Origin of the sequence: Achromobacter sp. UBA4530, from assembly GCF_002388205.1 — a bacterium.
GTDB classification, from domain to species: Bacteria; Pseudomonadota; Gammaproteobacteria; order Burkholderiales; family Burkholderiaceae_B; genus Achromobacter; species Achromobacter animicus.
Genome location: NZ_DGMA01000037.1, coordinates 20,352 through 42,161 on the forward strand (window position 1 = coordinate 20,352; position 21,810 = coordinate 42,161).

The 21,810-nt window shown below is 66.0% G+C and carries 20 protein-coding genes and 1 tRNA gene; 11 read left to right on the plus strand and 10 right to left on the minus strand.

Annotation, left to right across the window (positions count from 1 at the left end; translation table 11 throughout):
• Positions 1 to 12: 12 nt before the first annotated feature.
• On the minus strand, positions 13 to 1,140 hold the full coding sequence (tssA, locus tag B2W22_RS23870; protein ID WP_286939770.1) for a type VI secretion system protein TssA: 1,128 nt from the start codon (positions 1,138 to 1,140) through the stop codon (positions 13 to 15).
• 133 nt (positions 1,141 to 1,273) lie between these two features.
• Here tssA and B2W22_RS23875 point away from each other — a divergent pair, with 133 nt between their 5' ends.
• Positions 1,274 to 1,528: a hypothetical protein gene (locus tag B2W22_RS23875; RefSeq protein WP_239215195.1), complete on the plus strand. Its 255-nt coding sequence runs from the start codon at positions 1,274 to 1,276 to the stop codon at positions 1,526 to 1,528.
• Positions 1,529 to 1,548: 20 nt separating this feature from the next.
• Positions 1,549 to 1,818 (plus strand): PAAR domain-containing protein, encoded by a 270-nt coding sequence (locus B2W22_RS23880; protein WP_105237403.1) that lies wholly within the window; start codon positions 1,549 to 1,551, stop codon positions 1,816 to 1,818.
• 123 nt (positions 1,819 to 1,941) lie between these two features.
• Here B2W22_RS23880 and B2W22_RS23885 read toward each other — a convergent pair whose 3' ends face one another.
• Positions 1,942 to 3,876 (minus strand): bifunctional metallophosphatase/5'-nucleotidase, encoded by a 1,935-nt coding sequence (locus B2W22_RS23885; RefSeq protein WP_286939772.1) that lies wholly within the window; start codon positions 3,874 to 3,876, stop codon positions 1,942 to 1,944.
• 518 nt (positions 3,877 to 4,394) lie between these two features.
• Between B2W22_RS23885 and B2W22_RS23890 the strand changes: the two genes are divergently transcribed.
• Positions 4,395 to 6,308: a putative bifunctional diguanylate cyclase/phosphodiesterase gene (locus B2W22_RS23890; protein WP_286939774.1), complete on the plus strand. Its 1,914-nt coding sequence runs from the start codon at positions 4,395 to 4,397 to the stop codon at positions 6,306 to 6,308.
• Between the two features lie 14 nt (positions 6,309 to 6,322).
• Here the strand turns inward: B2W22_RS23890 and B2W22_RS23895 are convergent, their stop codons facing one another.
• The 3 genes from B2W22_RS23895 to B2W22_RS23905 form a co-directional block, all read right to left on the minus strand.
• Positions 6,323 to 7,267, minus strand: a complete 945-nt coding sequence (locus B2W22_RS23895; RefSeq protein WP_286939776.1) for a metallophosphoesterase — start codon at positions 7,265 to 7,267, stop codon at positions 6,323 to 6,325.
• 195 nt (positions 7,268 to 7,462) lie between these two features.
• Positions 7,463 to 7,538 (minus strand) — tRNA-Lys (locus B2W22_RS23900).
• A gap of 141 nt (positions 7,539 to 7,679) precedes the next feature.
• On the minus strand, positions 7,680 to 8,426 hold the full coding sequence (locus tag B2W22_RS23905) for a 3-oxoacyl-ACP reductase family protein (RefSeq protein ID WP_175125676.1): 747 nt from the start codon (positions 8,424 to 8,426) through the stop codon (positions 7,680 to 7,682).
• A 114-nt stretch (positions 8,427 to 8,540) separates the two neighbouring features.
• On the opposite strand from B2W22_RS23905, the gene B2W22_RS23910 reads away from it, so the two are divergent.
• Complete coding sequence (locus B2W22_RS23910; protein ID WP_175125552.1) at positions 8,541 to 9,188, plus strand: TetR/AcrR family transcriptional regulator; 648 nt, start codon at positions 8,541 to 8,543, stop codon at positions 9,186 to 9,188.
• An 11-nt stretch (positions 9,189 to 9,199) separates the two neighbouring features.
• Positions 9,200 to 10,792: a sensor domain-containing diguanylate cyclase gene (locus B2W22_RS23915; RefSeq protein ID WP_286939777.1), complete on the plus strand. Its 1,593-nt coding sequence runs from the start codon at positions 9,200 to 9,202 to the stop codon at positions 10,790 to 10,792.
• Positions 10,793 to 10,892: 100 nt separating this feature from the next.
• Here the strand turns inward: B2W22_RS23915 and B2W22_RS23920 are convergent, their stop codons facing one another.
• The gene (locus tag B2W22_RS23920) at positions 10,893 to 12,968 is read right to left on the minus strand and encodes an AsmA family protein (protein WP_286939779.1); all 2,076 of its coding nucleotides are present in this window, start codon (positions 12,966 to 12,968) and stop codon (positions 10,893 to 10,895) included.
• 348 nt (positions 12,969 to 13,316) lie between these two features.
• Between B2W22_RS23920 and B2W22_RS23925 the strand changes: the two genes are divergently transcribed.
• Complete coding sequence (locus tag B2W22_RS23925; RefSeq protein WP_286939781.1) at positions 13,317 to 15,239, plus strand: LTA synthase family protein; 1,923 nt, start codon at positions 13,317 to 13,319, stop codon at positions 15,237 to 15,239.
• 23 nt (positions 15,240 to 15,262) lie between these two features.
• Here the strand turns inward: B2W22_RS23925 and B2W22_RS23930 are convergent, their stop codons facing one another.
• Complete coding sequence (locus B2W22_RS23930; protein ID WP_286939782.1) at positions 15,263 to 15,907, minus strand: DNA-3-methyladenine glycosylase I; 645 nt, start codon at positions 15,905 to 15,907, stop codon at positions 15,263 to 15,265.
• A gap of 117 nt (positions 15,908 to 16,024) precedes the next feature.
• Between B2W22_RS23930 and B2W22_RS23935 the strand changes: the two genes are divergently transcribed.
• Complete coding sequence (locus B2W22_RS23935; protein WP_175125562.1) at positions 16,025 to 16,486, plus strand: YkgJ family cysteine cluster protein; 462 nt, start codon at positions 16,025 to 16,027, stop codon at positions 16,484 to 16,486.
• A gap of 92 nt (positions 16,487 to 16,578) precedes the next feature.
• On the opposite strand, the gene B2W22_RS23940 is transcribed toward B2W22_RS23935, so the two are convergent.
• The gene (locus B2W22_RS23940) at positions 16,579 to 17,361 is read right to left on the minus strand and encodes a helix-turn-helix domain-containing protein (protein WP_175125564.1); all 783 of its coding nucleotides are present in this window, start codon (positions 17,359 to 17,361) and stop codon (positions 16,579 to 16,581) included.
• Between the two features lie 108 nt (positions 17,362 to 17,469).
• Here B2W22_RS23940 and B2W22_RS23945 point away from each other — a divergent pair, with 108 nt between their 5' ends.
• The 3 genes from B2W22_RS23945 to B2W22_RS23955 all read left to right on the plus strand — a co-directional run bounded on the left by B2W22_RS23945 (position 17,470) and on the right by B2W22_RS23955 (position 18,723).
• The gene (locus tag B2W22_RS23945; RefSeq protein WP_286939783.1) at positions 17,470 to 17,910 is read left to right on the plus strand and encodes a Fur family transcriptional regulator; all 441 of its coding nucleotides are present in this window, start codon (positions 17,470 to 17,472) and stop codon (positions 17,908 to 17,910) included.
• A complete protein-coding gene (locus tag B2W22_RS23950) occupies positions 17,907 to 18,326 on the plus strand; it encodes a hypothetical protein (protein ID WP_286939784.1) in 420 nt (139 codons plus the stop codon). Before B2W22_RS23945 ends, B2W22_RS23950 begins: the two co-directional genes overlap by 4 nt.
• A gap of 106 nt (positions 18,327 to 18,432) precedes the next feature.
• On the plus strand, positions 18,433 to 18,723 hold the full coding sequence (locus tag B2W22_RS23955; protein ID WP_175125571.1) for a ClpX C4-type zinc finger protein: 291 nt from the start codon (positions 18,433 to 18,435) through the stop codon (positions 18,721 to 18,723).
• An 11-nt stretch (positions 18,724 to 18,734) separates the two neighbouring features.
• On the opposite strand, the gene B2W22_RS23960 is transcribed toward B2W22_RS23955, so the two are convergent.
• Positions 18,735 to 20,186: a GntP family permease gene (locus B2W22_RS23960; RefSeq protein WP_175125573.1), complete on the minus strand. Its 1,452-nt coding sequence runs from the start codon at positions 20,184 to 20,186 to the stop codon at positions 18,735 to 18,737.
• A gap of 2 nt (positions 20,187 to 20,188) precedes the next feature.
• Positions 20,189 to 21,172: a patatin-like phospholipase family protein gene (locus B2W22_RS23965; protein ID WP_414632021.1), complete on the minus strand. Its 984-nt coding sequence runs from the start codon at positions 21,170 to 21,172 to the stop codon at positions 20,189 to 20,191.
• Positions 21,173 to 21,539: 367 nt separating this feature from the next.
• On the opposite strand from B2W22_RS23965, the gene B2W22_RS23970 reads away from it, so the two are divergent.
• Positions 21,540 to 21,749, plus strand: coding sequence for a hypothetical protein (locus B2W22_RS23970; RefSeq protein WP_175185973.1), 210 nt, complete (start codon positions 21,540 to 21,542; stop codon positions 21,747 to 21,749).
• Positions 21,750 to 21,810 lie beyond the last annotated feature (61 nt).

Genomic DNA, 21,810 nt, shown 5'->3' on the forward strand with positions numbered 1-21,810 from the left:
CCGAGGGCCGCCTCAGCTGCCCTCGCCGGCCTTCTTGATGCCAAGCAGTTCTTCCAGGCCCGAGAGGGTCTCGTCGTTCTTGACGACCGTGCGCAGCCACAGGTGCAACGACATCTCGCCCCAGCTTGCGGCCTTGTCGGCCAGGTAGGCGACCGGGCTGTGCGGCTCGGTGCGGCGAAAGAAATCGGCCACCTCGCGCAGTTGCGCCAGCGCCTGTTCGCGGCTCTGGATCGGACCGCGCACGGCGGCCGGCGGCGCGCCATGCGCGGGCGTATCGACTGCGGGAAAGTGATCGGCGGGGGGCAAGGTGGGCTCCACTCGAACGGGAACGGCGGGTGTGGACGCCGCGGGCGGCGGCGCGGCCGCCAGGTCGGCACGGACCAGCAGGCCCGCGTCGCGCGCAAAGCGGTGCACCAGTTCCGTGACATTGCGCAGCGACTCGCGCACACGGGAGAACGCCGGGCTTTCGTCGCCCAGCCGCTCGTCCAGCGTGCGCTCCAGTTGCGCCAGCGCCTGCGAGCAACCTTCGAGCTGCGTGTCCAGCTCGGAATAGAACGACGGCGGCGTATCGCGCCGCGCGGCGTCGAAGCGGTCCAGCGTCAGCTTGCCGCGCGTCAATTCATTGGCGTTGTCCGGCGTACGCTTGACGGCGTTGGCGAGTTGGCTCGCCGCCTCCCACAGCACCGCGCCGTAGCGCGCGCCATCGGCCTGGGTCAGCGGAATCTCACCGATCAGCTGCTGCGAGCGCGATAGCAGCCACGCCAGATTGCCCACGCGCTGCTGCACGTCGCCGTCTTCCGGCACGGGATGCAGCCCTTCCCAATAATCGCGGCACAGCCCGTCGATGAGCAGATAGCCGTCACGCAGCCCCGCGAACCCGCGCGTCTTGGCCCAGGCTTCCGCCAGCCACGACGCGATGCGGATGTCCTTGCTGCGCTCGCGCAGCACCGTCGAGCAGATGCGCGCCACCTCGGGCCAGTCGGCCTCTTTCAGGTCGATGACCCAATCGCCTTGGTCGAGTTGGGGATCGTCATGCCGGCGCGCCTCGCGGATCGCGTCGAACTCGGGCGAAAACACCAGGTCGACGCCGCAAGGCGCGTCGCCGGGGATCGGAAGCAACAGGGCGTTGATGTCGGTCATGGGCGCGGAGCATATGTAAGTAGGCGCAAATCATCCCACAACCGTTTACGCAGGACGTTCAAAGATGACACGTCCTATTACAAAGCGCGTCACGATGCTTCGCTATGATTTGCGCTCCGAACAAGGAGCACTCATGACGACGAAATCGATCCGCATGTTGCCCGACGGGCACTTCATCGCCGGCACGCCGCGCCGCGCGCCCGACGGCACCATCGTCGGTGGAGAAGGTCCGATCACCCGCGCCCCGGACGGCACCTACGTGGCCGGCACGCCGCAACGCGCCCCCGACGGCAGCTACAAAGGCGGCGGCGGTCCCGTGCGCATGGCGCCGGACGGCACTTTCGTGGTGGGCCCGGCACGGCTGGCGCCGGACGGCACGTATCTGTAAACACATACTTGGCGCGCACCATGTCCCAACGCTCCGTCATCCGCAAGGGCGATAAAACGTCGCACGGCGGCGTCGTCGTGACCGGCGACGAAACCGTCGTCATCTTCGGGCAGCCGATGGCCCGCGTCGGCGATCGCGTCACCTGCCCCAAATGCGGCGACACCCACACCATCGTCGAAGGCGTGCAGAACGTCGGCTCGGACCGCCTCACCGCGCTGGAAGGCATGCGCACGTCGTGTGGCGCCACGCTGATCGCCAGCCAGCATTTCTATCAGTTGGAATACGGTTGAGCGACGGGCCACGCGCCTGGCGCGAGGCCGAGCGCGTATTCAGGACGCGCCAAGGCGGGCCCCCGCATCGGGGACCCGCCAACGGCACGGCAGGACCGGCGTTCCGGCCTGCCGGATTGACGATTACTGCTGCCAGTTGTGCGTGCTGTACCGGTCGTTGTCGATGCGGTTCAAGACAGGCAGGCCGGTGCCCGAATCCTTCACCTGCATGTCGATGTAGGCCTGGAACACATCCGCGTCCAGCACACCGATGTCCGAGCGGCGCTCGGCCGGCACGTTGGCCAGCGTCGTGTAGCCGTCGCCGCCGGTGGCATTGAAGCTCAGCACGAACAGGCGATAGGTGCGCGCGTTGTCCAGCGGCAGCCACGTGCTGGTGGCCTGGTCCAGGTACTGGAAGTTGCTGGCGCGGCTGCCCTTGGCGTTGGACGCGGTCACATCCCAACGCAGGCCGGCCGCGTAGGGGTAAGGACCGTCCTTGCCACCTGGCTTGTACGTCGCGTCCAGGCCATCCTCGATCATGGACTTGACCTCGTTGGCGGTCAGATCCAGGCGCCACAGCATGTTGCCGAACGGCACGACGGCGATCACGTCGGCCGCCGTCACGGTGCCGTTCAGCGCGCGGCGCACACCGCCACCGCTTTGCAGGGTCATGTCGGCGCCGCCGTACTCGGCATTGGCCACGTCCAGATAGGCTTGCGCCACCAACTGCTGGATGTCGCCGCCGCGCAGGGCGACGTTGCCTTCGCTCTCGCAAGCGGGGCTGGCTGCATTGCTGGCGGGCGTGGGACCCGGAATGCGGCGGAAGCACAGTTCCAGCGGCACCTGCGCGACGTTGGTCTTGCTGAAGCTGTCGATCTTGGCCTTGAAAGGTTGCAGCACCGACAATGCGGCGGCGTCTGGCGTCTGTTCGCGCAGGAAGCCGCTGGCTGCGACCCCGGCCTTGAAGGCGGCGCGATCAGCATCGGAGGCCGCAACCAGGGCGCTGCCCGACTTGACGCGGTAGTCGGTGTCGATCAGCACGTGCGGCGTGCCGGCGCAGTTCGTCACGTCGCCGTTGGCGTCGAAGCTGACCTTCAGTTCGCCTACGACTTGCGAGTACTCCCACGCCTGCACCAGGCAGACGGGCTTGCCGTCCTTGTCGGCCAGACGGGTCGGATAGGCGCCGCCCGGCGTGCCCACGGCCATCGTCTTCATCGCGTCCGGACCCAGCAACGTGTGCGAATCGCCGCCCACCACCACGTCCACGCCGCTCAGCTTGGCAATGACTTCCTTGTCGTAGCCGTAGCCGATGTGGCTCAGCAGGATCACTTTGTTGACGCCATTGGCGCGCAGGGCGTCGATCTGCGCCTGCGCGGCCACGGTTTCGTCGGTGAACGTCGTGTCCGCGTTGGGGCTGGACGATTCCTTGGTCTTGCTGGCGATCGTCAGGCCGACGATGCCGATCTTCTGGGCATCGCGTTCCACCACGATGGCGGGCTTGATCAGGTCGGTGCCCTTGAGCGGCGAGCTCGCGCCGAAGTTGACGTTCGCGCTCAGGACCGGCGTCTGGCAGGCGCCGGCGTGCAGGAAGTCGACAAAGCGCTTCAGGCCATCGTCGCCCTTGTCGAACTCGTGGTTGCCCACGGCCATGGCGTCAAAGCAGACCGTGTTCATCAGCGCGGCATCGGCCTCGCCCGGCTCGCCGGCGCGGTTGAAGTACAGCGTGCCGGTCTGCGCGTCGCCCGCGTGCAGCTTCAGCACGTTCGGCGAATTCGCGGCCAGTTGGTCGATGGCGGCCTTCACGCGTGGCATGCCAGCGGCGGACACGGTCACCTCGGTATCAGCGCCCGCCGCGTTCTTCAGGGTCAGCGTCCGGTCCTTGCCGTCCAGCGTGGAGTGATGGTCATTGATGTGGAGGATCGTCAGCTCAAGCGGACGCGCCTGCACGGGAGGTTCGGTAACGGGCGGCGTTTCGGGATCGCTGCTGTTGTCGTTGTCGTTGTCGCCGCCGCAGCCGGCAAGCAGCGCCATTGCGCTCATCATTGCGCAGGCCAGCGCCTTCCGATTCCAGTGCTTCATGTTCCTTTTTCCCGTGGAGGCTATTCGAGGCCCGCATTCTGTTTGCCGCGCATGACGCAACGATGAATGCGAGCTGAAAACCTTCCGCGCAAGAAAATGGTCGATTTTTCGCGTCCGGACATGCTTTTGACGCGTAGCTGGTGTAACGGGAGTGGCTATTCGCAAACACGGACAGGCCGCATCCGGCCGGCCATGTGCGCATCTGAAAACACATCCCGCACTGGAAAAACGAAGGTTCGTGCGATAAATTCATACATCGGAACAATCAGTTACAGATTCATCTTCCGAAACTTTTCAGGCAAGTCACACTTCGAAAACTGGTTCTTCCACCGGCGCTTCCGGCAATGTGGCGCCGGTTTCGCTGTAAGGCATAACAGACCGCTTGGATGGGCGACACCATCCGCTGCGTTACCCGCAATGGCGGCGCAGCAAGGTGGTGGACAGTTCCGCGGCTTGCCCGCGCAACGCCGGGGGAACCAGACGGCGCAGCACAAGGAGAAACAGAAAGGAGGCTGTAGATGAAATGCCCCCCACCTTTGCCGACCGAAACCGAGAGGCTGCGCGCCCTGTCGGAATACGGACTGGATCCGCAGCGTCCGCTGCCCAGCCTGGACCCGGTCGTGCGCATTGCATCGCGCATGTTCAACATGCCGGTGTCGGCCATCAACATGGTCGGCAGCGAGCATGTGTTTTTCGCGGCCAGCATCGGCGTCGGCGACACCGACATGCGCCGTGACGTCTCTTTCTGCGCCCATGCGGTCTTGCAGGACGACGTCATGGTCGTGCCCGATGCGCGCCTGGACGAACGCTTCCACGACAATCCGCTCGTCGCGGGCCCTGCCGGCATCCGGTTCTATGCCGGCGTTTCCCTGAATTCACCGGACGGCCATCCGCTGGGCGCGCTGTGCGTCATCGACACGGAACCGCACGCCGATTTCAGCGAGGACGACAAGGAACGGCTGCGCGAACTGGCCCGCATGGCGGCCGACCGGCTGGAGTTGCGGCGTGTCGAAGTCAGCGCCGAACGCGCCCGCGCGCGGGCCGAACTGCCTGCGGGCGCACAGAGGACGAAGCGCAGCCCCACCCCACGGCCCGGGGCGGCCCACCCTCACACGCGCCATGACGACGACGCGCGCAAACTCACCAGTTTCGATCCCCTGACGGGCCTTGCGAACCGCGGGGTGTTCTACCGGCGCGTGGAGGAAGTGCTGGTGCATCCGTGTGCCGCCGCCATCCTGATGCTGGACCTGGACGGCTTCAAGGACATCAACGACACGATGGGCCATGCCGTCGGCGACGCGATCCTGCGGGAACTCGCGGCACGCCTGGACGGCATCGCGGGTCCGTGCGACACGGTGGCCCGCCTGGGCAGCGACGAATTCGCCATCCTGCAGCACGAAGTCGGCGAGCTGAAACAGGCAATGGAACTGGCGCAACAGGCGCTGGCGCGCTTTGCCGAGCCCATTTCGGTCCAGGGGCAAGAGCTGCGCCTGACGGCGAGCTGCGGCGTGGCTCTGGCCCCGCTGCATGCGCACGAAGCGCTGGAACTGGTGGGCAACGCCGATCTCGCCTTGGTCAAAGCCAAGGCGGTCGGCCGCGGCCGCATCTCTGTCTTCGCTCCCAACCTGCGCCTGGAGGCCGTGGCGCGGCGCCTCTACGGCATGGAGCTGCACCGCGCGGTCGCCAAAGGCGAATTCCAGCTCTTCTATCAGCCGCAGATCAATCTGGCGACGGGCGCACTGACGGGCGCCGAGGCGCTGCTGCGGTGGCGCCATCCCCAACTGGGTCTGCTGGCGCCGGGCGTCTTCCTGCCGTCGCTGGAAGGCGGGCCCTTGGCGGGCACGGTCGGGTCATGGGTGCTGAATGAAGCGTGCAGTCAGGCCGCCTTCTGGCGACGCAGCGGCCTGCACGACTTTCGCATCGCCGTGAACCTTTTTGGCGTGCAATTCCGCGAGGGCGACCTGGCGGCCGAAGTTGCGCAAACACTCGCACGGCACGGCCTGCCGGCCGAGGCGCTGGAACTGGAGATCACCGAGAACATCGTGCTGAACAGCGACGACACGGTCTTGGAAACGCTGCAGCGCCTGCGCGCCCAAGGCGTGGGCATTTCATTCGACGACTTCGGCACGGGGTATGCCTCGCTGAGCCTTTTGAAGACCCATCCGATCACGCGCATCAAGATCGATCGATCGTTCGTGAGCGGGATACTGGAATCGAACCAGGACGCCACGGTGGTCCGGGCCATTCTGGATGTGGCGCGCAGCTTTGACCTGAACACCATCGCCGAAGGCATCGAAACGGATGCGCAACGCGAACGGCTGCAGGCCGAGCATTGCGAAGAAGGTCAGGGGTATCTGTTCGGAAAGCCGATGGCGGCGCAGCAGTTTGCGCAGACGTTCGGGATCGAGACGGCGCTGCGGATCATGGCTTGAAAGCCGTCGCGGCGTTATTCCCTTTCCCAGACCAGATTTTCATTGGACAGCGTGTCCTCGCCATCCCAGCGGTACGCCACCAGCGGACCGCCGGCTGCGGCCGACCAGTCCAGGCAGGCGAGCTTCCCGCTCTCGATCTTGGGCTTTCCCTTGAACCAATGGTGGCCGATGAACACGGGCGCGCCGGTGATGGGCGTCCGGTTGAAGCCCTCGGGCAATGCCAAGCCGCGGATCTGCTCTTCCTGGCCGGCCGGCACCAAAGCGACCTCATGCAGGGCACCGGCCCAATCGCGCCAATTGGCAAGGCGCACGTGGTGATGGCGGTGCCCTTCCTTGTCCTCGATGTAGCGGCCGTCAGGCAATGCCAATTCCATTCCCGACGTGAGCAGCTTCCTGGCTTGCTCCAGATCCGAGCCCTTTTGATGCGTGGCCACCAGCATGGCGTCATCCAATGACTTGCCAGCCCCCCAACCCGCCTCGGTCAACGCTTTGACGGCACGGTCGTCCCAGCACGCATGCGCAACGCGAATGCCGCCCAAGTCCATGCAGGGCGGCAATTGGCGAAACCAGGCAACCCAGGCGGCATGCTCGGGGCTGCCTTCACCTATCTGATCGATGAAGGCGCCGTGCTGCTTGCGGTTCTTCCGGCACGTCGCCGAGTCGCCGCGATTGGGCCGCAGGAACTCGCCGGGATGGTGAGGGTCTTCGACGGCATAGCCGATGGCATTGAATTCGTGGTTGCCCATGACGCACAGCGCCTGGCCGTCATCCATCATGGCGCGGACGATTTCCAGGACACGTCGCTGCCCGGCGCCGCGATCCACCAGATCGCCCAGGAATATTGCCTGCCGGCCTTGGGGGGCTTTGTAGCCTTTGCCCGCCGGCACATAGCCGAGACAACGCAGCAGCCCCTCAAGCTTCAGGTCTTCGCCGTGGATGTCGCCGATGATGTCGTACATGCGTCTTCCTTCCTGCAATCCCCCTGCCGGCTTGCGAGATGCGGCTCGCAAGCTGAGGAGATGAAACCGGAGTACGTTAGCATTGCGGCCAAAATTCCCACAAAGCAAAAAGCCCACCGTTTCCGGTGGGCTTAGCGCTGGGGTACTGCTGGGGTTACTGCTGCAGTTACTGCTAGAAGTACCGCCAAAGAATTCTGGTGGGCTGTGAGTGGCTCGAACACTCGACCTACGGATTAAGAGTCCGCTGCTCTACCAACTGAGCTAACAGCCCTGCAAGTCACTCACTTTGATCTGCTGCTGCGCTAAGCGCTGTAGCGTTTCGTTATGTGTGTGCTGCGAAGAAGAAAGATTATATGGGGCTTTTTTTGTTTGTGCAAGTCGGGTGGCGAAAAAGTTTTGAAGACATCCACTTTTAGGCCGCGTACCCGCCATCGACGGCCAAGCTCGCGCCCGTGACATAGCGCCCTTCCGGTCCTGCCAAGAATGCGACCATCCCCGCAATGTCACGCGCTTCCCCGTAGTGCGGCAAAGACAATACGGCAATCAGATCAGCCGCGCGGTCTCCGTCGGCCGGGTTCATATCAGTGTCGATGGGGCCCGGGTGTACGACGTTCACCGTGATACCGCGCGGCCCCAGATCGCGCGCCAGGCCTTGCGTCAGTCCGACCAACGCGGACTTGCTGGCGGCATACAGCGCAACACCCGCGCGGCCCGCGCGTGGGGCCAGGCAACTGCCGATGTTGATGATGCGGCCGCCATCCGGCATCGAGCCCTGCGCCGTCTGGATGACGACGAAAGGCGCGCGCACATTGATGTCCATCGTCCGCTCGTAGTCGTCCAGGCTGGTGTCCGCGACATGCCCGGCCAGAAAAATGCCGGCGTTGTTGACCAGCACGTCGACAGGACCAAGTTCACGGATCGCATCTTCGACGGCGCGCTTGACCGCGGCGGCGTCCGCGGAATCGGCCTGGATGGCTATCGCGCGACGGCCCTGCGCCGTCAGCTCCTGCGCCAGCGCCCGGGCGGGCTCGGCGGACGATGCGCTGACATAGGTGAAGGCCACATTCGCGCCGTCGGCGGCGAGGCGTCGAACAATGGCGGCGCCGATGCCTCGGCTGCCGCCCGTGACGAACGCCACTTTTCCGTTCAAGTTCTGCATGGGAAACCTCGTTTTGTAGTGATCGGTACAAATATCATCGCCGCGCGCTTGCGGCACGGTCAACAATTTTTTATCGATCAACACAAAATACGCGACGCGAGTAAAATCGCGGGCATGGCTGAACGTGGGCGCCCGCGGAACTTCGATCGTGCCCAGGCCTTGCAAAAGGCCATGGAAGTTTTTTGGTCGAAGGGATATGAAGGGGCATCGCTGACCGATCTGACGGAAGCGATGGGTATCAACTCGCCCAGCCTCTACGGCGCCTTTGGGTCCAAGGAAGGTCTTTTCCGCGAAGCCGTCGAGCTCTACCGCGAGACCGAGGGCGGCTCGGCGCGTCGCGCGCTGCTGGCGGCGCCGACGGCGCGCGACGCGGTGCAGGCCATGCTGCTGGCATCGGCCGAACGTTTCACCGCCCCGGGCTTGCCGCCTGGCTGCATGATCGTGCTGGGCGCACCCGCCGGTTGCGACAACCAGCCTGGCGTGGGGAACTTCCTGGGAGACAACCGGCGCGAGATGCAAAGCCGCATCCTCGCTCGTCTGAACGCAGGCGCCGCGCAAGGCGAATTGCCCGCCGGCGCGGACTTGAAGGGGCTGGCCGCGTTCTACACGACGGTGCTGCATGGCATGTCCATCCAGGCGCGCGACGGCGCCAGCCGCAAGACCTTGCAGGCGGTGGCCCGGCAGGCGATGCGCGCGTGGGACGCCCTGATCTGCGACGCCCCGCCGCCGTCCGGCGTGCCACCGGGCCGCGCCCGCAACTGACGGATGCCGTCATGTTCCGCGTCGACCTGCGGCGTCTCATCCTGTGGATCAGCCTGCTGTCGGTCGTCGTGGTGCTTGCGGGCGGCCTGCATGCCAGCTATCTGGTGCAGCGCGATCTGCTGCTGCGCAATGCCATGGACACGAACCGCATCTATGCGTCCAAGCTGGCGCTGACCACCGATGCGCTGCTGAACGACATTCGCCGTTATCTCGCCTACAGCGCCGACGAGCTGGCCGGCATGGAAAGCCGTCCCGAAAGCATGGCCGAGGAAACGCGCCGGCAGGAGCAGCAGCTGGGGCTTTTCAATTCCAGCTTTGTCTCATCACCTCAAGGCAAGGTGCTGGCGGTGTCGCCGTCGTATCCGCAATTGCTGGGACATCAGTTGGTCAGCGACGCGGTCAAGCAGGCGCTTGCCGCCCGGCAGCCGACGATCAGCGAGCCGTTTCAGGCCAGCAACGGCCGCTGGCAGATCCTTTACACCCAGCCGATTTTTTCCCGCGATTTTCGCTATCTCGGCTTCATCGCCGGCTCGCTTTACCTGCACGAGGACAACGTGCTGGATCGTCTGCTGGACCAGCATTTCTACCGCGACGATTCCTTTCTCTACGTCATCGACCGCAAGGGCACGCTGATCTATCACCCCAACAGCGCGCAGCTTGGCAAGCCGGCCCCCGACAACGAAGCCTTTGCCTCGGCGCGGCCTGGCGAGACCGGCGAGCGGCGCTTCATCGACAACGAAGGCCGCGACATGCTGGCCGGGTTTGCGCCCGTGCCCAGCACCGGCTGGAGCATCATCGCGCAGCGGCCGGTGGACAGCACGCTTGCCCCGCTTTCGGACCTGTTGATGGCGACCGCCCGCAACACCCTGCCCTTGCTGCTGCTATCGGTAGCGCTGATCTGGCTGTTGTCGCGCTGGATCGCACGCCCATTGGGGCAGATGGCCAGCATTGCCAAGCGCATGCAGGACCCCGATTCCGCGGACCGTATCCGTGCCGTGCGCTCGTGGTATTTCGAGGCCGCGCAACTGCGGCGCGCGCTGCTGATGGGACTGGCGTCGTTTCATCACAAGCTCAGCGACCTGCGCCGCGAAAACACGACCGACACGCTGACCGGCTTGCTGAACCGCCGTGGCATGGATGAGGCGCTGGCGCTGCTGGGCGCCGAAGGCACGCCGGTCGCCATCGTGGCGATCGACATCGATCACTTCAAGCGCATCAATGATCGTTATGGTCACGCGGCGGGCGATCAGGCCTTGCAGGCGCTGGCCGGCGTGATGCGCGAGGGATCGCGCAGCGGTGATGTGCTGACGCGGCCGGGCGGCGAAGAATTCGTGATGCTGCTGCCGGGCGCCAGCATGTCGGCGGCCATCGCGATTGCGCAGCGGCTGCGCGCGCGGCTTGCGACGCCGGCGGCGACGCCGCTACCCGCCCCCCTCACCATCTCGGCCGGCGTGGCGCATTATCCGGAACAGGGCGCGACGCTGGAGGCGGTATTCGAGCGCGCCGACCAGGCGCTCTACTACGCCAAGAACCATGGCCGCAATGTGGTGTGCGCGGCCGACGAAGCCGCGCCGGATGGCTTTCGACTGATGCCCGGGGGCTGACCTTCACGCGCCGTGGCGGGACGGGGACATCTGCGGTCACGCCGGCCCGCATATTCCTGTCACCTGGGCGGAACTGGCGCATTCGCCGGCACGCGCCCGCTTACTTCTTGGCCGGCGCCGGCGCCTTGGGCGGCTTGCGCATCTGCTCCAGCAGCGGGCCGCACGCATTCTCGTCATTGGCGCTGGGCGCGATCAGCGCCAGCAGCCCGGCCGCCGGCGTCAGCAGCACGCCGAGCGCCACCATGCCCGCGCCGCGCGCCGCCAGCGGGGCAACATGCACGCCTACATCGGGCGATCCGAACGTCCCGCGCACATACAACGGCGAGCGCAGCGAGAAGATGCGGAACCCCTTGCTGTCGGGATCGATGTCCAGGTCCATGGTCTCGTCCTTGAAGTTGGCCGAGCCGGTGATGGTGATCAGCGCGTTGTCCGTGTCGAAAACGAAGATGCGCGGCGTCATCACGCCGTTCTTCAATTCCAGGTCCGCCGCGCCGCAGTTGATCTTCACTTCGTCGTCGCCGAACAGCTTGGAGACCACGTAATTGGCGACGTTCAGACCGGCAAGCTCCATGAGGCTGCGGCTGATCACGCCGTCGTTGACCAGCATCTTGACGTCGCCATTCGCCGAGCCCAGCAATGCCGCCACGGAGTTGCCGGTGCCGCTGATCGCGAGGTCGCCGTTCAGCTCGCCCAGCGTCTTCTGCATGGCTTCCGCCGACGGAAAGAGTTGCTTGAGCTGCAGGCGGCGCGCTTGCATATCGATACGGCCGGTGAGCGGCGCGCGCGAGCCGTCAAGGCGCGCAGTGGCGTTCATGGTGCCGCCCGCCATGCCGAAGCGCAGCGGATCCAGCGTGAGTTTGCCGTCCTGCAGGATGACATGCACCGACAGCTTGGACAGCGGCAGCTTGCTGTCATGGACGATCCGGGCGGCGTCCAGCGAGACATCCGCGTCCATGTCGCGCCAGCGGTCCGTACGGAACTCTTGCGTGGGCAGAACCTTGCCGCCCTTCGGCTTAGCGGGCGCGTCCTTGGATTTATCCACGGCCGACTTCGGCCCGCCGCCCGACTGCACGCCGATCAGCGGACCCAGGTCGGCCATTTGCAGAAGCTTGGACGACAGCTTGCCGGTCAGCTTGGGCCTGGGCGCGCCCAGCGCGAACGTGATATCGCCGTGCAGGTCGCTGTCGCCGACCTTGCCGTTGAAGTTCTTGTAGTCGAAGACCGCGCCCCCGGGATTCTGCAGCTTGGCCACCAGATGGCCGTCGGTGCTGTAGGGCGGCGTGTCGGGCAGCGTCACGCCGGTCAACGGATAGAGCTGCGCCATGGACGAGCCGGACAGTTTCAGGTGCAGGTCCAGCGCGCCCAGATTCACAGGATCGGTCAGCGTGCCCGCGACCGATGCGCGCGTGCCGCCGATGGACACGTCGGCCTGCAAGGGGAACGGCTGCTTGGGGTCCTTCATGGCCAGCATGCCGCCGACCTTGCCTTCGCCCTTGGTGGTCAGCCCCTTGTACTTGCCGTCGACCTTCCAGCCGAACACGTAATCGCGCGGCGCCGGGGCCGTGCCGTCCTCGGGCACAAACGACTTACCCGTCACGTCGGCAAACGGCACGGGCTTGCCCAGCGGATCGACCAGCACCGTCAGGTCGGCCTTGAGCATTTCGTCGGCATAGCCGACGCGGCCCTTGTCGAATCCGATCTCGTTGATGTCCAGCACCCAGGGCGAGGGCTCGCCCGATTCCGGCAGGGTGAAGACCCAATTGGCGCGGCCGTCGGCCAGCCGTTCCAGGTCGGCGGCCGGCTCCGTCAATTGAATATGCCGAATGACGACGTGCTGAGCCAGCAGCGGCAAGGGCGACAGGCTGAATTCCGCGCGCTTGAGCGTGGCGAAATGCGGCGCCTTGCCCCACTCCGTGTTGGCGATCGTGATGTCGTTGGCGACCACGCGCGGCCAGGGCACCCAGGACCGCAAGCCGCTTTCGCCGGGCTCGCGCTGCCATCGCACGCTCAGGTCGCCGTTGATTGCAAAGGGGCGCCCCATGGCGGCGGTGGCCCGTTCGTTGATCATGGGCTTGGCGCGGTTCCAGTCGAAAGTGGCGATCACGATGATCAATACCGCCACCAGCAGGGCAATGCCCCCTACAATCCCGATCGCTATTTTTCTTGTGCGCGTCATGGTTACTATCCTTGGCTTGGCTGCCGGCCGCACACCGCTGGCCGGACTTGCTACCCCAGGGTATCGCGGCCTGTTGCGGCGGTCGGACGGAACGACGCCATAATGTGTGCGGATTTTTCCGGACGGTCGCGCCGGGCAGTCATGTCAACGGCACGAACGTCCGCGGCGTTGCGCAGCAAGTGCTGTGCCCGGGCGCCGGCGCCGCCGTTACAAACAGAGACCACTAGGGCGACCGAAGAACTGCCTTATCGGACGCCCTCACAGAATTTTTGACCCCGGCGCGGTTCCAATGCCAAATGACCGAATCCGCCCGCGCCGGGTGGTGAAGCAGGACAACCTGGAGGCCCGATGCGGCATTCAACCTTGATTTTCGTGTTGGCGGCGTTCGCGCTGCTGACGCTCAGCCGTCTGGCGCTTGCGCTGTGGCAATGGCAGCGCGTGCGCAATGCCGGCGGTCTCGCGCCCTTGCTGCTGCGGGGACTGCGCATCGACGCGCATCAGATTGCGGTGCTGGCGGCGCTGCCGGCCGTCCTGTCGCCGCTTTTCGGTCACATTCCCTTGGCGGCAAACCTGGCCGCCGGCTGGTATCTGGTGGCGTTCGTGCTGCTGGCGTTCCTGGAAGTGGCGACGCCGCCCTTCATCATCGAATACGACTCCCGCCCCAACCGCCTGTTTGTCGAATACCTGAAGCATCCGCGCGAGGTTTCCGGAATGCTGTGGCGCGGTTACAAGGGCGCGCTGCTGGGCGGGCTGGGCGCGCTGGCGCTCATCGGCTGGGCCGCCTGGACCTTGCTGGGCCACGCGCGTCCCGACGCGCCTCTGACGTGGTGGCAGATGCCGCTTGCCAGCGTGGCGATCCTGGCCGTGGTGATCCTGGCCATCCGCGGCACGCTGAGCCACCGTCCGATCAACCCGTCTTCGGTGGCCTATAGCTCCGACGGGATGCTCAATACCCTGGCGTTGAACTCGCTGTACAACGTGTTCTACGCGGTCTACAGCATGAAGAACGAAAAGTCGGCCTCCGCCGTGTATGGCGGCATGGACGACGACAAGATGCACGCCCTGGTGCTGGCGCAGTCCGGACTGCCGTATCCGCCGCCGAACCCCGATTACCCCAGCCTGCACCGCCAGCCGGCCACCCGCAAGACGCACCGCCCGCTCAACCTGGTCATCATTCTTGAAGAAAGCCTGGGCGCGCAGTACAGCGCAGCGCTGGGCGGCGCCAACCTGACGCCGGAACTGGATGCGCTGGCGCGCGACGCCTGGTCCTTCACGCGCGCCTACGCCACCGGCACCCGTTCGGTGCGCGGCCTGGAGGCCGTGACCACCGGCTTTCTTCCCACCCCCGCGCAGGCGGTGCTGAAGCTGCCGCGCTCGCAGCGCGGGTTCTTCTCGCTGGCGGATCTGCTGGGACGCCACGGTTATCACTCGCGCTTCATCTATGGCGGCGAGTCGCACTTCGACAACATGAAGGGCTTCTTCCTGGGCAACGGTTTCAAGCAGATTGTCGACCGGGCCGATTTTGTCGACCCGGCATTCGTCGGCACCTGGGGGGCCTCGGACGAGGACATGTTCAACCAGCTGGACCGCCTGCTGCGCGAGGACGGCGACCTGCCTACCTTCACCCTGGCGTTCAGCGTGTCCAACCACACGCCGTGGGAGTATCCGGCGGGCCGCATCGAGACCGAAGGCAACCCCGCCACGGTCGAGAACACGGTGCGCTATGCCGACTGGGCGCTGGGCCGGTTCTTCGAGAAGGCCAAGGCGTCGCCGTACTGGGAGAACACCGTCTTCCTGGTGGCGGCGGACCACGATTCGCGGGTGTTCGGCGCCAGCCTGGTGCCGGTGCGCCACTTTCATATCCCGGCCGTGATCCTGGGCGCCGGCATCGAGGCGCGGCGCGACGACCGCCTGGTCAGCCAGATCGACCTGCCGCCGACGCTGCTGTCGCTGATCGGCGTGGATACCGAGCATCCGATGATCGGGCACGACCTTACGCGCAGCACGCCGGGACGCGCGATCATGCAGTACGACAGCACCTACGGCTATCTGAAGGGCGACGATCTGCTGGTGCTGGCGCCCAACAAGACGGCGGTGCAATACCGCTACACCGCGCCCGAGGACTACGCCCCCGCGCCGCTGAACCCCGAACTGGCGACCGAGGCGCTGGCGCACGCGTTGTGGCCAAGCTGGGCTTACCGCGAGGGGCGTTACAGCCTGCCGGGGCAGGCGCCGGTACAGACCGGGCAGGAGAACGGCCGCGCCGCCTGACGCGGGCCGTTCAGTACAAGGCGTCAGCCGGCTGGCCGCTCGGGCGGACGCACGGGCGGACGCACAAACGGCCGCACAAACGCCTTGCGCTTTTTCTCGATGATCGCGTGGCAATGGCAGCCCGGGCTGTGGTCATTGACCATGCCCACGGACTGCATGAAGGCGTAGACCGTGGTGGGCCCCACGAATTTCCAGCCCAGCTTCTTGAGCGCCTTGGACAGGGCTTCGGACTGTTCCGACGTTGAGGCGCCGTAGGTGGACCCCTTGGCGGGCGGCGCTTCGAAGCGCCAGAAATACGCGGCCAACGATCCTTCGCGGTCGATCATTTCCAGTGCCCGGGCCGCGTTGTTGATCATGGCTTCGATCTTGCCGCGATGGCGCACGATGCCCGCATCCGCCAGCAGCGCCTGGACTTCCGGTTCGCCAAAGGTTGCGAGCCTGGCAGGATCGAAGTTGGCGAAACCGCGGCGGAAGGCCTCGCGCTTGTTCAGGATGGTGCGCCAGCTGAGGCCGGACTGGAAACCTTCCAGGCAGAGTTGTTCGAACAGCGCGCGATCGTCGCCTTCGGGGCGGCCCCATTCGGTGTCGTGATAGGCCATGTATTCGGCCGACGTGTCCACCCAGCCGCAACGGGCCAGGCCATCTGGAAAATCGGTTTTTGCGGACAAGAAAGCGCTCCTCGGGACTGACAGGGTACCGATGCTACTCCTGCAATGTCCCTGAAAAAAGTCGTAGCGGCCGCAACGCAAATCCAGATAATATTTCCGGCCTTCGGACCTACGCCCATGTCCCTGCCACTGACCTCGCTCGTCTCGTTTGTCTCGCCCGCGGTACTGGCCGGCGACGACCCGTCCGCCAATCCCTGCCTGGACTGCGGTGCCTGCTGCGCGCACTTTCGCGTGTCGTTTTACGTGGGGGAACTGGCCGGCGAAAACGGCGGCCACGTGCCGCTGGACCTGGTCACCCAGATGAGCCCGCTGCGCGCCTGCATGAAGGGCACGGAAATGGGCGGCGGACGCTGCATTTCACTGCGCGGCGAGCTGGGCAAGCCCGGCATCCACTGCGACATCTACGAGAGCCGGCCCACGCCGTGCCGCGAGTTCGACATCTGGATGCCGGACGGCTCGCCCAATCCGGATTGCCAGCGCCTGCGGCTGTCGCTCGGCTTGACGCCGGTACCGCCCCGGCCGGACGCGGAAAACGACCCGGAAGGCCCGTTGCATCCGGACCAGCCTGCCGCCGCCTGACTGCGCTGCCCCCGACTGCGCTGCCCCCGACTGCGTGGCCCCCTGACTGCGCTGCTCCCTGACTGCGTGGCACGCCTGACCGCGTTCAACCCCTAACCGCGATCCGCCAGATACCGCGTCGGCGTCATGCCGAACGCCGTGCGGAAGCTTCCAATGAACGCGCTGGTGCTTTCATACCCGACCGACAACGCGGCCTGGGTGACCGATCCGCCCCTGAACAGCATTTCCAGCGCCCGCAGCAGCCGGGCCTGCTGGCGCCACTGCCCCAGCGTGACGCCGGTCTCCTGACGAAAACGGCGCATCAACGTGCGCGACGACATATTCAGCCGCTGCGCCCATTCCTCAATGCCCGCCGTATCGTCCGGCGTGTCCAGCAGCGTGTTGGCCAGATCCTGCAGGCGCGGATCGGCCGGCATCGGCAGCGGCGCGGTGGCATCGGATGTGCGCTGCCGCAGTTCCTCCAGCAGCACGTCGAACAACTGCGCGTGGTAAGACGGCGTCGCATCCTGCCACATGCCTTCCGTAAAACGTTCGACCAGCGCCTCGATCAGCCGGGAAGACGGCCACGCCCGGCAGTTCGCCGGCAGGCGCCCGCAGATGTCCGGATGCACGTGCAGGAATGACCCGCGCGCCTCGCCAAACCAGCGCGCCCCGTGCTGCACGCCGGGCGGAATCCACCCCAGGCTGCCGGGCAGCACCGTCAGCACGCGCTCGCCGGACTGCACCATCACCAGCCCTTCGTGGACCAGCACCAGCATGCCCTCGGCGTGGGTGTGCGCAGGCACGGAAATGCCCTTGGACTCCCGCCGCCTGCGCAGGCTGAACGGCGTCAGCAGGACGTCGGGCATAGAGGAAGCGGCAGCCGCTTGAAGCATGGTTGGCAGGTTTGAGGTACAGGTTGACGGGTTCCCGTTAGCGGGTCCATTTGAAAATGTACATCATTCTCATCAACCGGGTATCAGCCCCCCTGATGGAGAATCGACATGGACCACACACGGCTGCGCGACGCCGGCATCAAAGCCACTTTCCCGCAGATGAAGATCCTGGACATCTTCTACCGCCACGCAGACCAGCACATGAGCGCCGCGGATATCTACCGCCGCCTCATCTCGGATCACAGCAATATCGGCCTGGCCACGGTTTACCGGGTGATCACGCAACTTGAGCACGCCGGACTGCTCAAACGCACCCAGCTCGATACGCACACCAATGTGTTCGAACTGAGCGACAAGGGCCATCACGACCACCTGGTCTGCACGCGTTGCGGGCAGATCCGGGAGTCCAGCGATCCCGCCATGGCCCAACTGGTCAGGAAGATCGCGCGGCGCAGCGGGTTCGAGCTGGATTCCTACAGCCTGGTGCTATACGGCAGCTGCGGCTGCGCCAAGGACGATCCCGCCCTGCCCCACGGAGCCTTCGAATGAACCACGATCAGTTTTTCTTCCACGACCTGTCGCAATTTCCCATCGTGACCGCCCGCCATGGCGGCGCGCCGCTGGGCTATTCGGCCTCATGGATTCGCGAGATGGAGCTGCTGGTGGACAACCCGCGCAGCTTCGTCATGGTGGTGCCCGATACCCGCCACGAGGCCGCGCACGAGGACCACAAGGCGATGATCGAATGGCAGACTGCCAACATGCCGCGACTGCGGGCACGCTGCCGGGCATTCATCGCCGTCGAGCGCGATACCGACGCGCTGGACAAGCTGCGCAAGCGCGGCGAAAAGATGGCCCGCGCCTTCGGCCTGCCGTTCCTGGCGGTCGCGACGCCGGGCGAAGCGGTCCAATGCGCCCGCGAACTGCTCGGGCAGGCGGGCCCGGGCGGCTTCAACGTCGATTAAGGGGCCGGATCGCGATTTAAGACTGGGCGTGCGCGGCCGTTGTTCAATGACAGGCGCCGCCATCCGCGCGGCCGCCTTCGAACAATTCGCACCGGCCGCCCGACGCATGAACCACGCCCTCGCCTGTCTGTTTTGCCAATCGACGCTCGCGCAGGGCGCGCCGCTGCTCGAACAGAACGGCGCGGCCATCTGCAAAACCTGTGTGGACCAGTTCGCCATCCGCTTCGCCGAGCGCGCGTGGGCGATGGCCGCCACGCCGCAAGAGCAGCTGGACGTGCTGCTGGACGAAAGCAGCCGCGCGCTGGCGCAGAGCGAAACGCTGGCCGAGCGGGCGCGGTGCTGCGGTCTCAGTCTGAACGACCTGTCGGCGGCGCTGCCCGCGCGCACGCTGTCCTGAGCGTTCGCCCATCAGAAAGACCCCAGCGCGCTGCCCAGCGCAATGACGGCGGCCAGCCCGATGATGGGTCCCACGATGCCCACCACGACGATGTTCATGTAGCCCTCGCGGTGCGTTGACCCGCACACCGCCAGCAGCGTCACCACGGCGCCGTTGTGCGGCAGGCTGTCCAGCGTGCCCGCGCCGATCACCGACACGCGGTGCATCAGCGCCGGATCGATGCCCAGCGTCTGGGCCAGCTCCATGTATGTCGCGGCCAGCGATTGCAGGGCGATCGTCAGGCCCCCCGACGCCGACCCCGTCAAGGCCGCCAGCACGTTGGTCGCCACGGCCAGCGACACCAGCGGCCCGCCCTCGATCGACAGCACCCAATCGCGCACCGCCGCGAACGACGGCAGCGACGCGACCACCGCGCCGAAACCCACCAGGCTTGCCACGCTAAGCAGGGGCAGCGCCGACGCGTTCACGCCCGCGTCCATGGTGTCGCGCAGCGACGGCAGGCGCCGGAAGTTCAACACCACCAGCACGGCAATCGCGGCCAACAGCGCGGTGATCACCGACCAGACCCCACCCACCGCGGCCAGGCTGGTGCCGCCCCAGCGCGCCTCGGCCAGCCAGGCGGTGTCCATGCGCGGCAGGACCACCAGCGTCATGAACAGGTTGACCAGGATGACGACCACGAGCGGCGTCGCGGCCACCAGCGTGGACGGCGCGTCGGGGCTGCGCTGGCCGTGGTGCATTTCGGCCGGATCGAACTCGCGCGCGACCGTGGCGCGCTCGCGCACCAGGACATCGTCAGACACGTCGGCGGCCATGCCCGCGGGCGCCACATAGCCCTCGCCCGCGCGCCGGGCTGACGCTTCCGCCCGGCTCAGCCACCACAGTCCGAAACCCAGCATGATCGCGCTGGCGATAATGCCCAGTCCGGGCGCGGCGAACGGCGTGGTCGCAAAGAACGGCATGGGAATCGCGTTCTGCACGGCGGGCGTACCAGGCAAAGCGGACATCGTGAAGGTGGATGTGCCGAGCAGGATGGCCGCGGGCATCAGGCGCACCGGAATCCCGGCCGACTTGAAAAGCGCGTGCGCCATGGGCGCCAGCACGAAAAACGCCACGAACAGGCTGACGCCGCCGTAGGTGACGATGGCGCCGGCCAGCACCACCGCCAGGATCGCGCGCCGCGCGCCGAGCTTGCGCGTCATCGCGTCGGCAATCGCGGTGACCGACCCGCTGTCGGCCATCAGCTTGCCAAACAGCGCCCCCAGCAGGAACAACGGAAAGAACTGGGCCACGAATCCAGCCGCGCCGCCCATGAACGTCTGCGTCCAATGCGCCAGCAGCGGCTCTCCCGCCGCGGCCGCCGTCACCATGGCCGCCGCCGGCGCCAGCAGCAGGATGCTCCAGCCGCGGTAGGCCAGCCCGATCAGTAATACCAGCGCGAGCAGGATGCCGAAGAGTCCCATGGTCAGACCTCGCCCAGCAGTTCGTCGATGTCCAGTGACGACCGCTTGCCCAGGTCATCGCCATGTTCGGTCAGGAAGCGGTCGGCGGCCTTCCTGCCCTCGTCGCGCAGCATGCACAGGAATGGCCATTCGGCGTTGAGCTTGGAGGAATAGCCCAGTTCCACCATCAGATCGGACGAGACGCGATGGATGCGCATGTCCGCCCACATCCTGCCCTCGCCATTGCCGGGGTCGGCCACCTGCCGCAGCAGCGCAATCATGCGCAGCTCTTTCAGCAGCGACGCGTTGAACGTGACTTCGTTCAGCCGGTTCATGATCTCGCGGGCGCTGCTGGGCAACCCGGGGCGTTCGACCGGATTGATCTGCACCAGGATCGTGTCGTGCGACTGGCAGTCCTGCACCAGCGGCGTGATCGTGGGATTACCGCTGTAGCCGCCGTCCCAATACGGGTCGCCGTCGATCATCACCGCCCGGAACATGGTCGGCAGGCATGCCGAAGCCAGCAGCACGTCGGCATTCACCTCGGCATTCTTGAACACCCGGCCGCGCCCAGTGCGCGCATTGGTCGCCGTGATGAACAGATGGATGGGCGCGCGCGCCAGTTCGTCGAAATCGATGACTTCCTGCAGGATGGCGGCCAGCGGATTGGCCGCAGCGCTGAGGTCATAGGGCGAAAACACCCGCGACGCCAGGTCGAAGGCGATGAACATGGGCGAATGATCCAGCGACCAGGAACCCATCAGTATGTCGAGCGGACTGCGGCGAAAAGGGCTGTAGCGCGCGGCGTCGGACACGCGGCGCCAGAAGTCTTCCAGCGCCGCACGGGCGCCGTCGGCGCCGCCCCGTGCATGCCCCAGCACCAGCACCGCGGCATTCATGGCGCCGGCAGAGGTGCCCGAGATGCCGTCAATGCCAAGCCAGGATTCTTCGAGCAGCCGGTCCAGCACGCCCCAGGTGAATGCGCCGTGGGCGCCGCCGCCCTGCAGCGCCAGGTCGATCAACAGGGGATCGCGGTCAGTCGGCGACGCTTTGGATCGGGCCACGGCGGTACTCCTTGCGGGAGGCTGGGGGGTGAGCGGGCGATCAAATGATTGCGATATGAACCATGTTGCGGCGCACATATCGTTCGGCAGTTATACGCGATGGCTTTGAAAAACGAAAGACATCACGGGCGGCCGCGCGTCATCTACGACCAAAGACCGATGCGTCTGCACCGGGCCGCTGCTACTGTCCGCCTCGAGCAAACCAGCCCCCGGCCTTGAAGGTGCGTGACACACGCGGCTGGATCCGCCCGCGGGGCGCTCAGCCGACGTTGGCGCGGCTTTTTCCGCCGGCATGCAGCAGGAGATAGCAATGGAAAAAATGGAACAGCAGGTTCAGCAAGGCAACGCGGAGTTCCGCATCGAAGCGATGACCGCCGACGAGATCAACCAGGTCAGCGGCGGAATCGGCCCGAACCGCTCCACGGGCGCTTCGTCCTACAACCCGCACGCCCAGCTCTCCACGAAGCCCAATGTTCAAATGCCCAGCACGGCAAGTGTCAGACAGGTTTTCTTGAGCTGAACTGACTGACGAGCATTGCGGGGGCCGTCCGAGCCCGGACAGTCCCCGCAGCGCGAAGCCT

Coding starts and splice junctions, on each gene's coding strand:
- tssA (WP_286939770.1), bottom strand. CDS start 1,140: ATGACCGACATCAACGCCCTGTTGCTTCCGATCCCCGGCGACGCGCCT.
- B2W22_RS23875 (WP_239215195.1), top strand. CDS start 1,274: ATGACGACGAAATCGATCCGCATGTTGCCCGACGGGCACTTCATCGCC.
- B2W22_RS23880 (WP_105237403.1), top strand. CDS start 1,549: ATGTCCCAACGCTCCGTCATCCGCAAGGGCGATAAAACGTCGCACGGC.
- B2W22_RS23885 (WP_286939772.1), bottom strand. CDS start 3,876: ATGAAGCACTGGAATCGGAAGGCGCTGGCCTGCGCAATGATGAGCGCA.
- B2W22_RS23890 (WP_286939774.1), top strand. CDS start 4,395: ATGAAATGCCCCCCACCTTTGCCGACCGAAACCGAGAGGCTGCGCGCC.
- B2W22_RS23895 (WP_286939776.1), bottom strand. CDS start 7,267: ATGTACGACATCATCGGCGACATCCACGGCGAAGACCTGAAGCTTGAG.
- B2W22_RS23905 (WP_175125676.1), bottom strand. CDS start 8,426: ATGCAGAACTTGAACGGAAAAGTGGCGTTCGTCACGGGCGGCAGCCGA.
- B2W22_RS23910 (WP_175125552.1), top strand. CDS start 8,541: ATGGCTGAACGTGGGCGCCCGCGGAACTTCGATCGTGCCCAGGCCTTG.
- B2W22_RS23915 (WP_286939777.1), top strand. CDS start 9,200: ATGTTCCGCGTCGACCTGCGGCGTCTCATCCTGTGGATCAGCCTGCTG.
- B2W22_RS23920 (WP_286939779.1), bottom strand. CDS start 12,968: ATGACGCGCACAAGAAAAATAGCGATCGGGATTGTAGGGGGCATTGCC.
- B2W22_RS23925 (WP_286939781.1), top strand. CDS start 13,317: ATGCGGCATTCAACCTTGATTTTCGTGTTGGCGGCGTTCGCGCTGCTG.
- B2W22_RS23935 (WP_175125562.1), top strand. CDS start 16,025: ATGTCCCTGCCACTGACCTCGCTCGTCTCGTTTGTCTCGCCCGCGGTA.
- B2W22_RS23940 (WP_175125564.1), bottom strand. CDS start 17,361: ATGCTTCAAGCGGCTGCCGCTTCCTCTATGCCCGACGTCCTGCTGACG.
- B2W22_RS23945 (WP_286939783.1), top strand. CDS start 17,470: ATGGACCACACACGGCTGCGCGACGCCGGCATCAAAGCCACTTTCCCG.
- B2W22_RS23950 (WP_286939784.1), top strand. CDS start 17,907: ATGAACCACGATCAGTTTTTCTTCCACGACCTGTCGCAATTTCCCATC.
- B2W22_RS23955 (WP_175125571.1), top strand. CDS start 18,433: ATGAACCACGCCCTCGCCTGTCTGTTTTGCCAATCGACGCTCGCGCAG.
- B2W22_RS23960 (WP_175125573.1), bottom strand. CDS start 20,186: ATGGGACTCTTCGGCATCCTGCTCGCGCTGGTATTACTGATCGGGCTG.
- B2W22_RS23970 (WP_175185973.1), top strand. CDS start 21,540: ATGGAAAAAATGGAACAGCAGGTTCAGCAAGGCAACGCGGAGTTCCGC.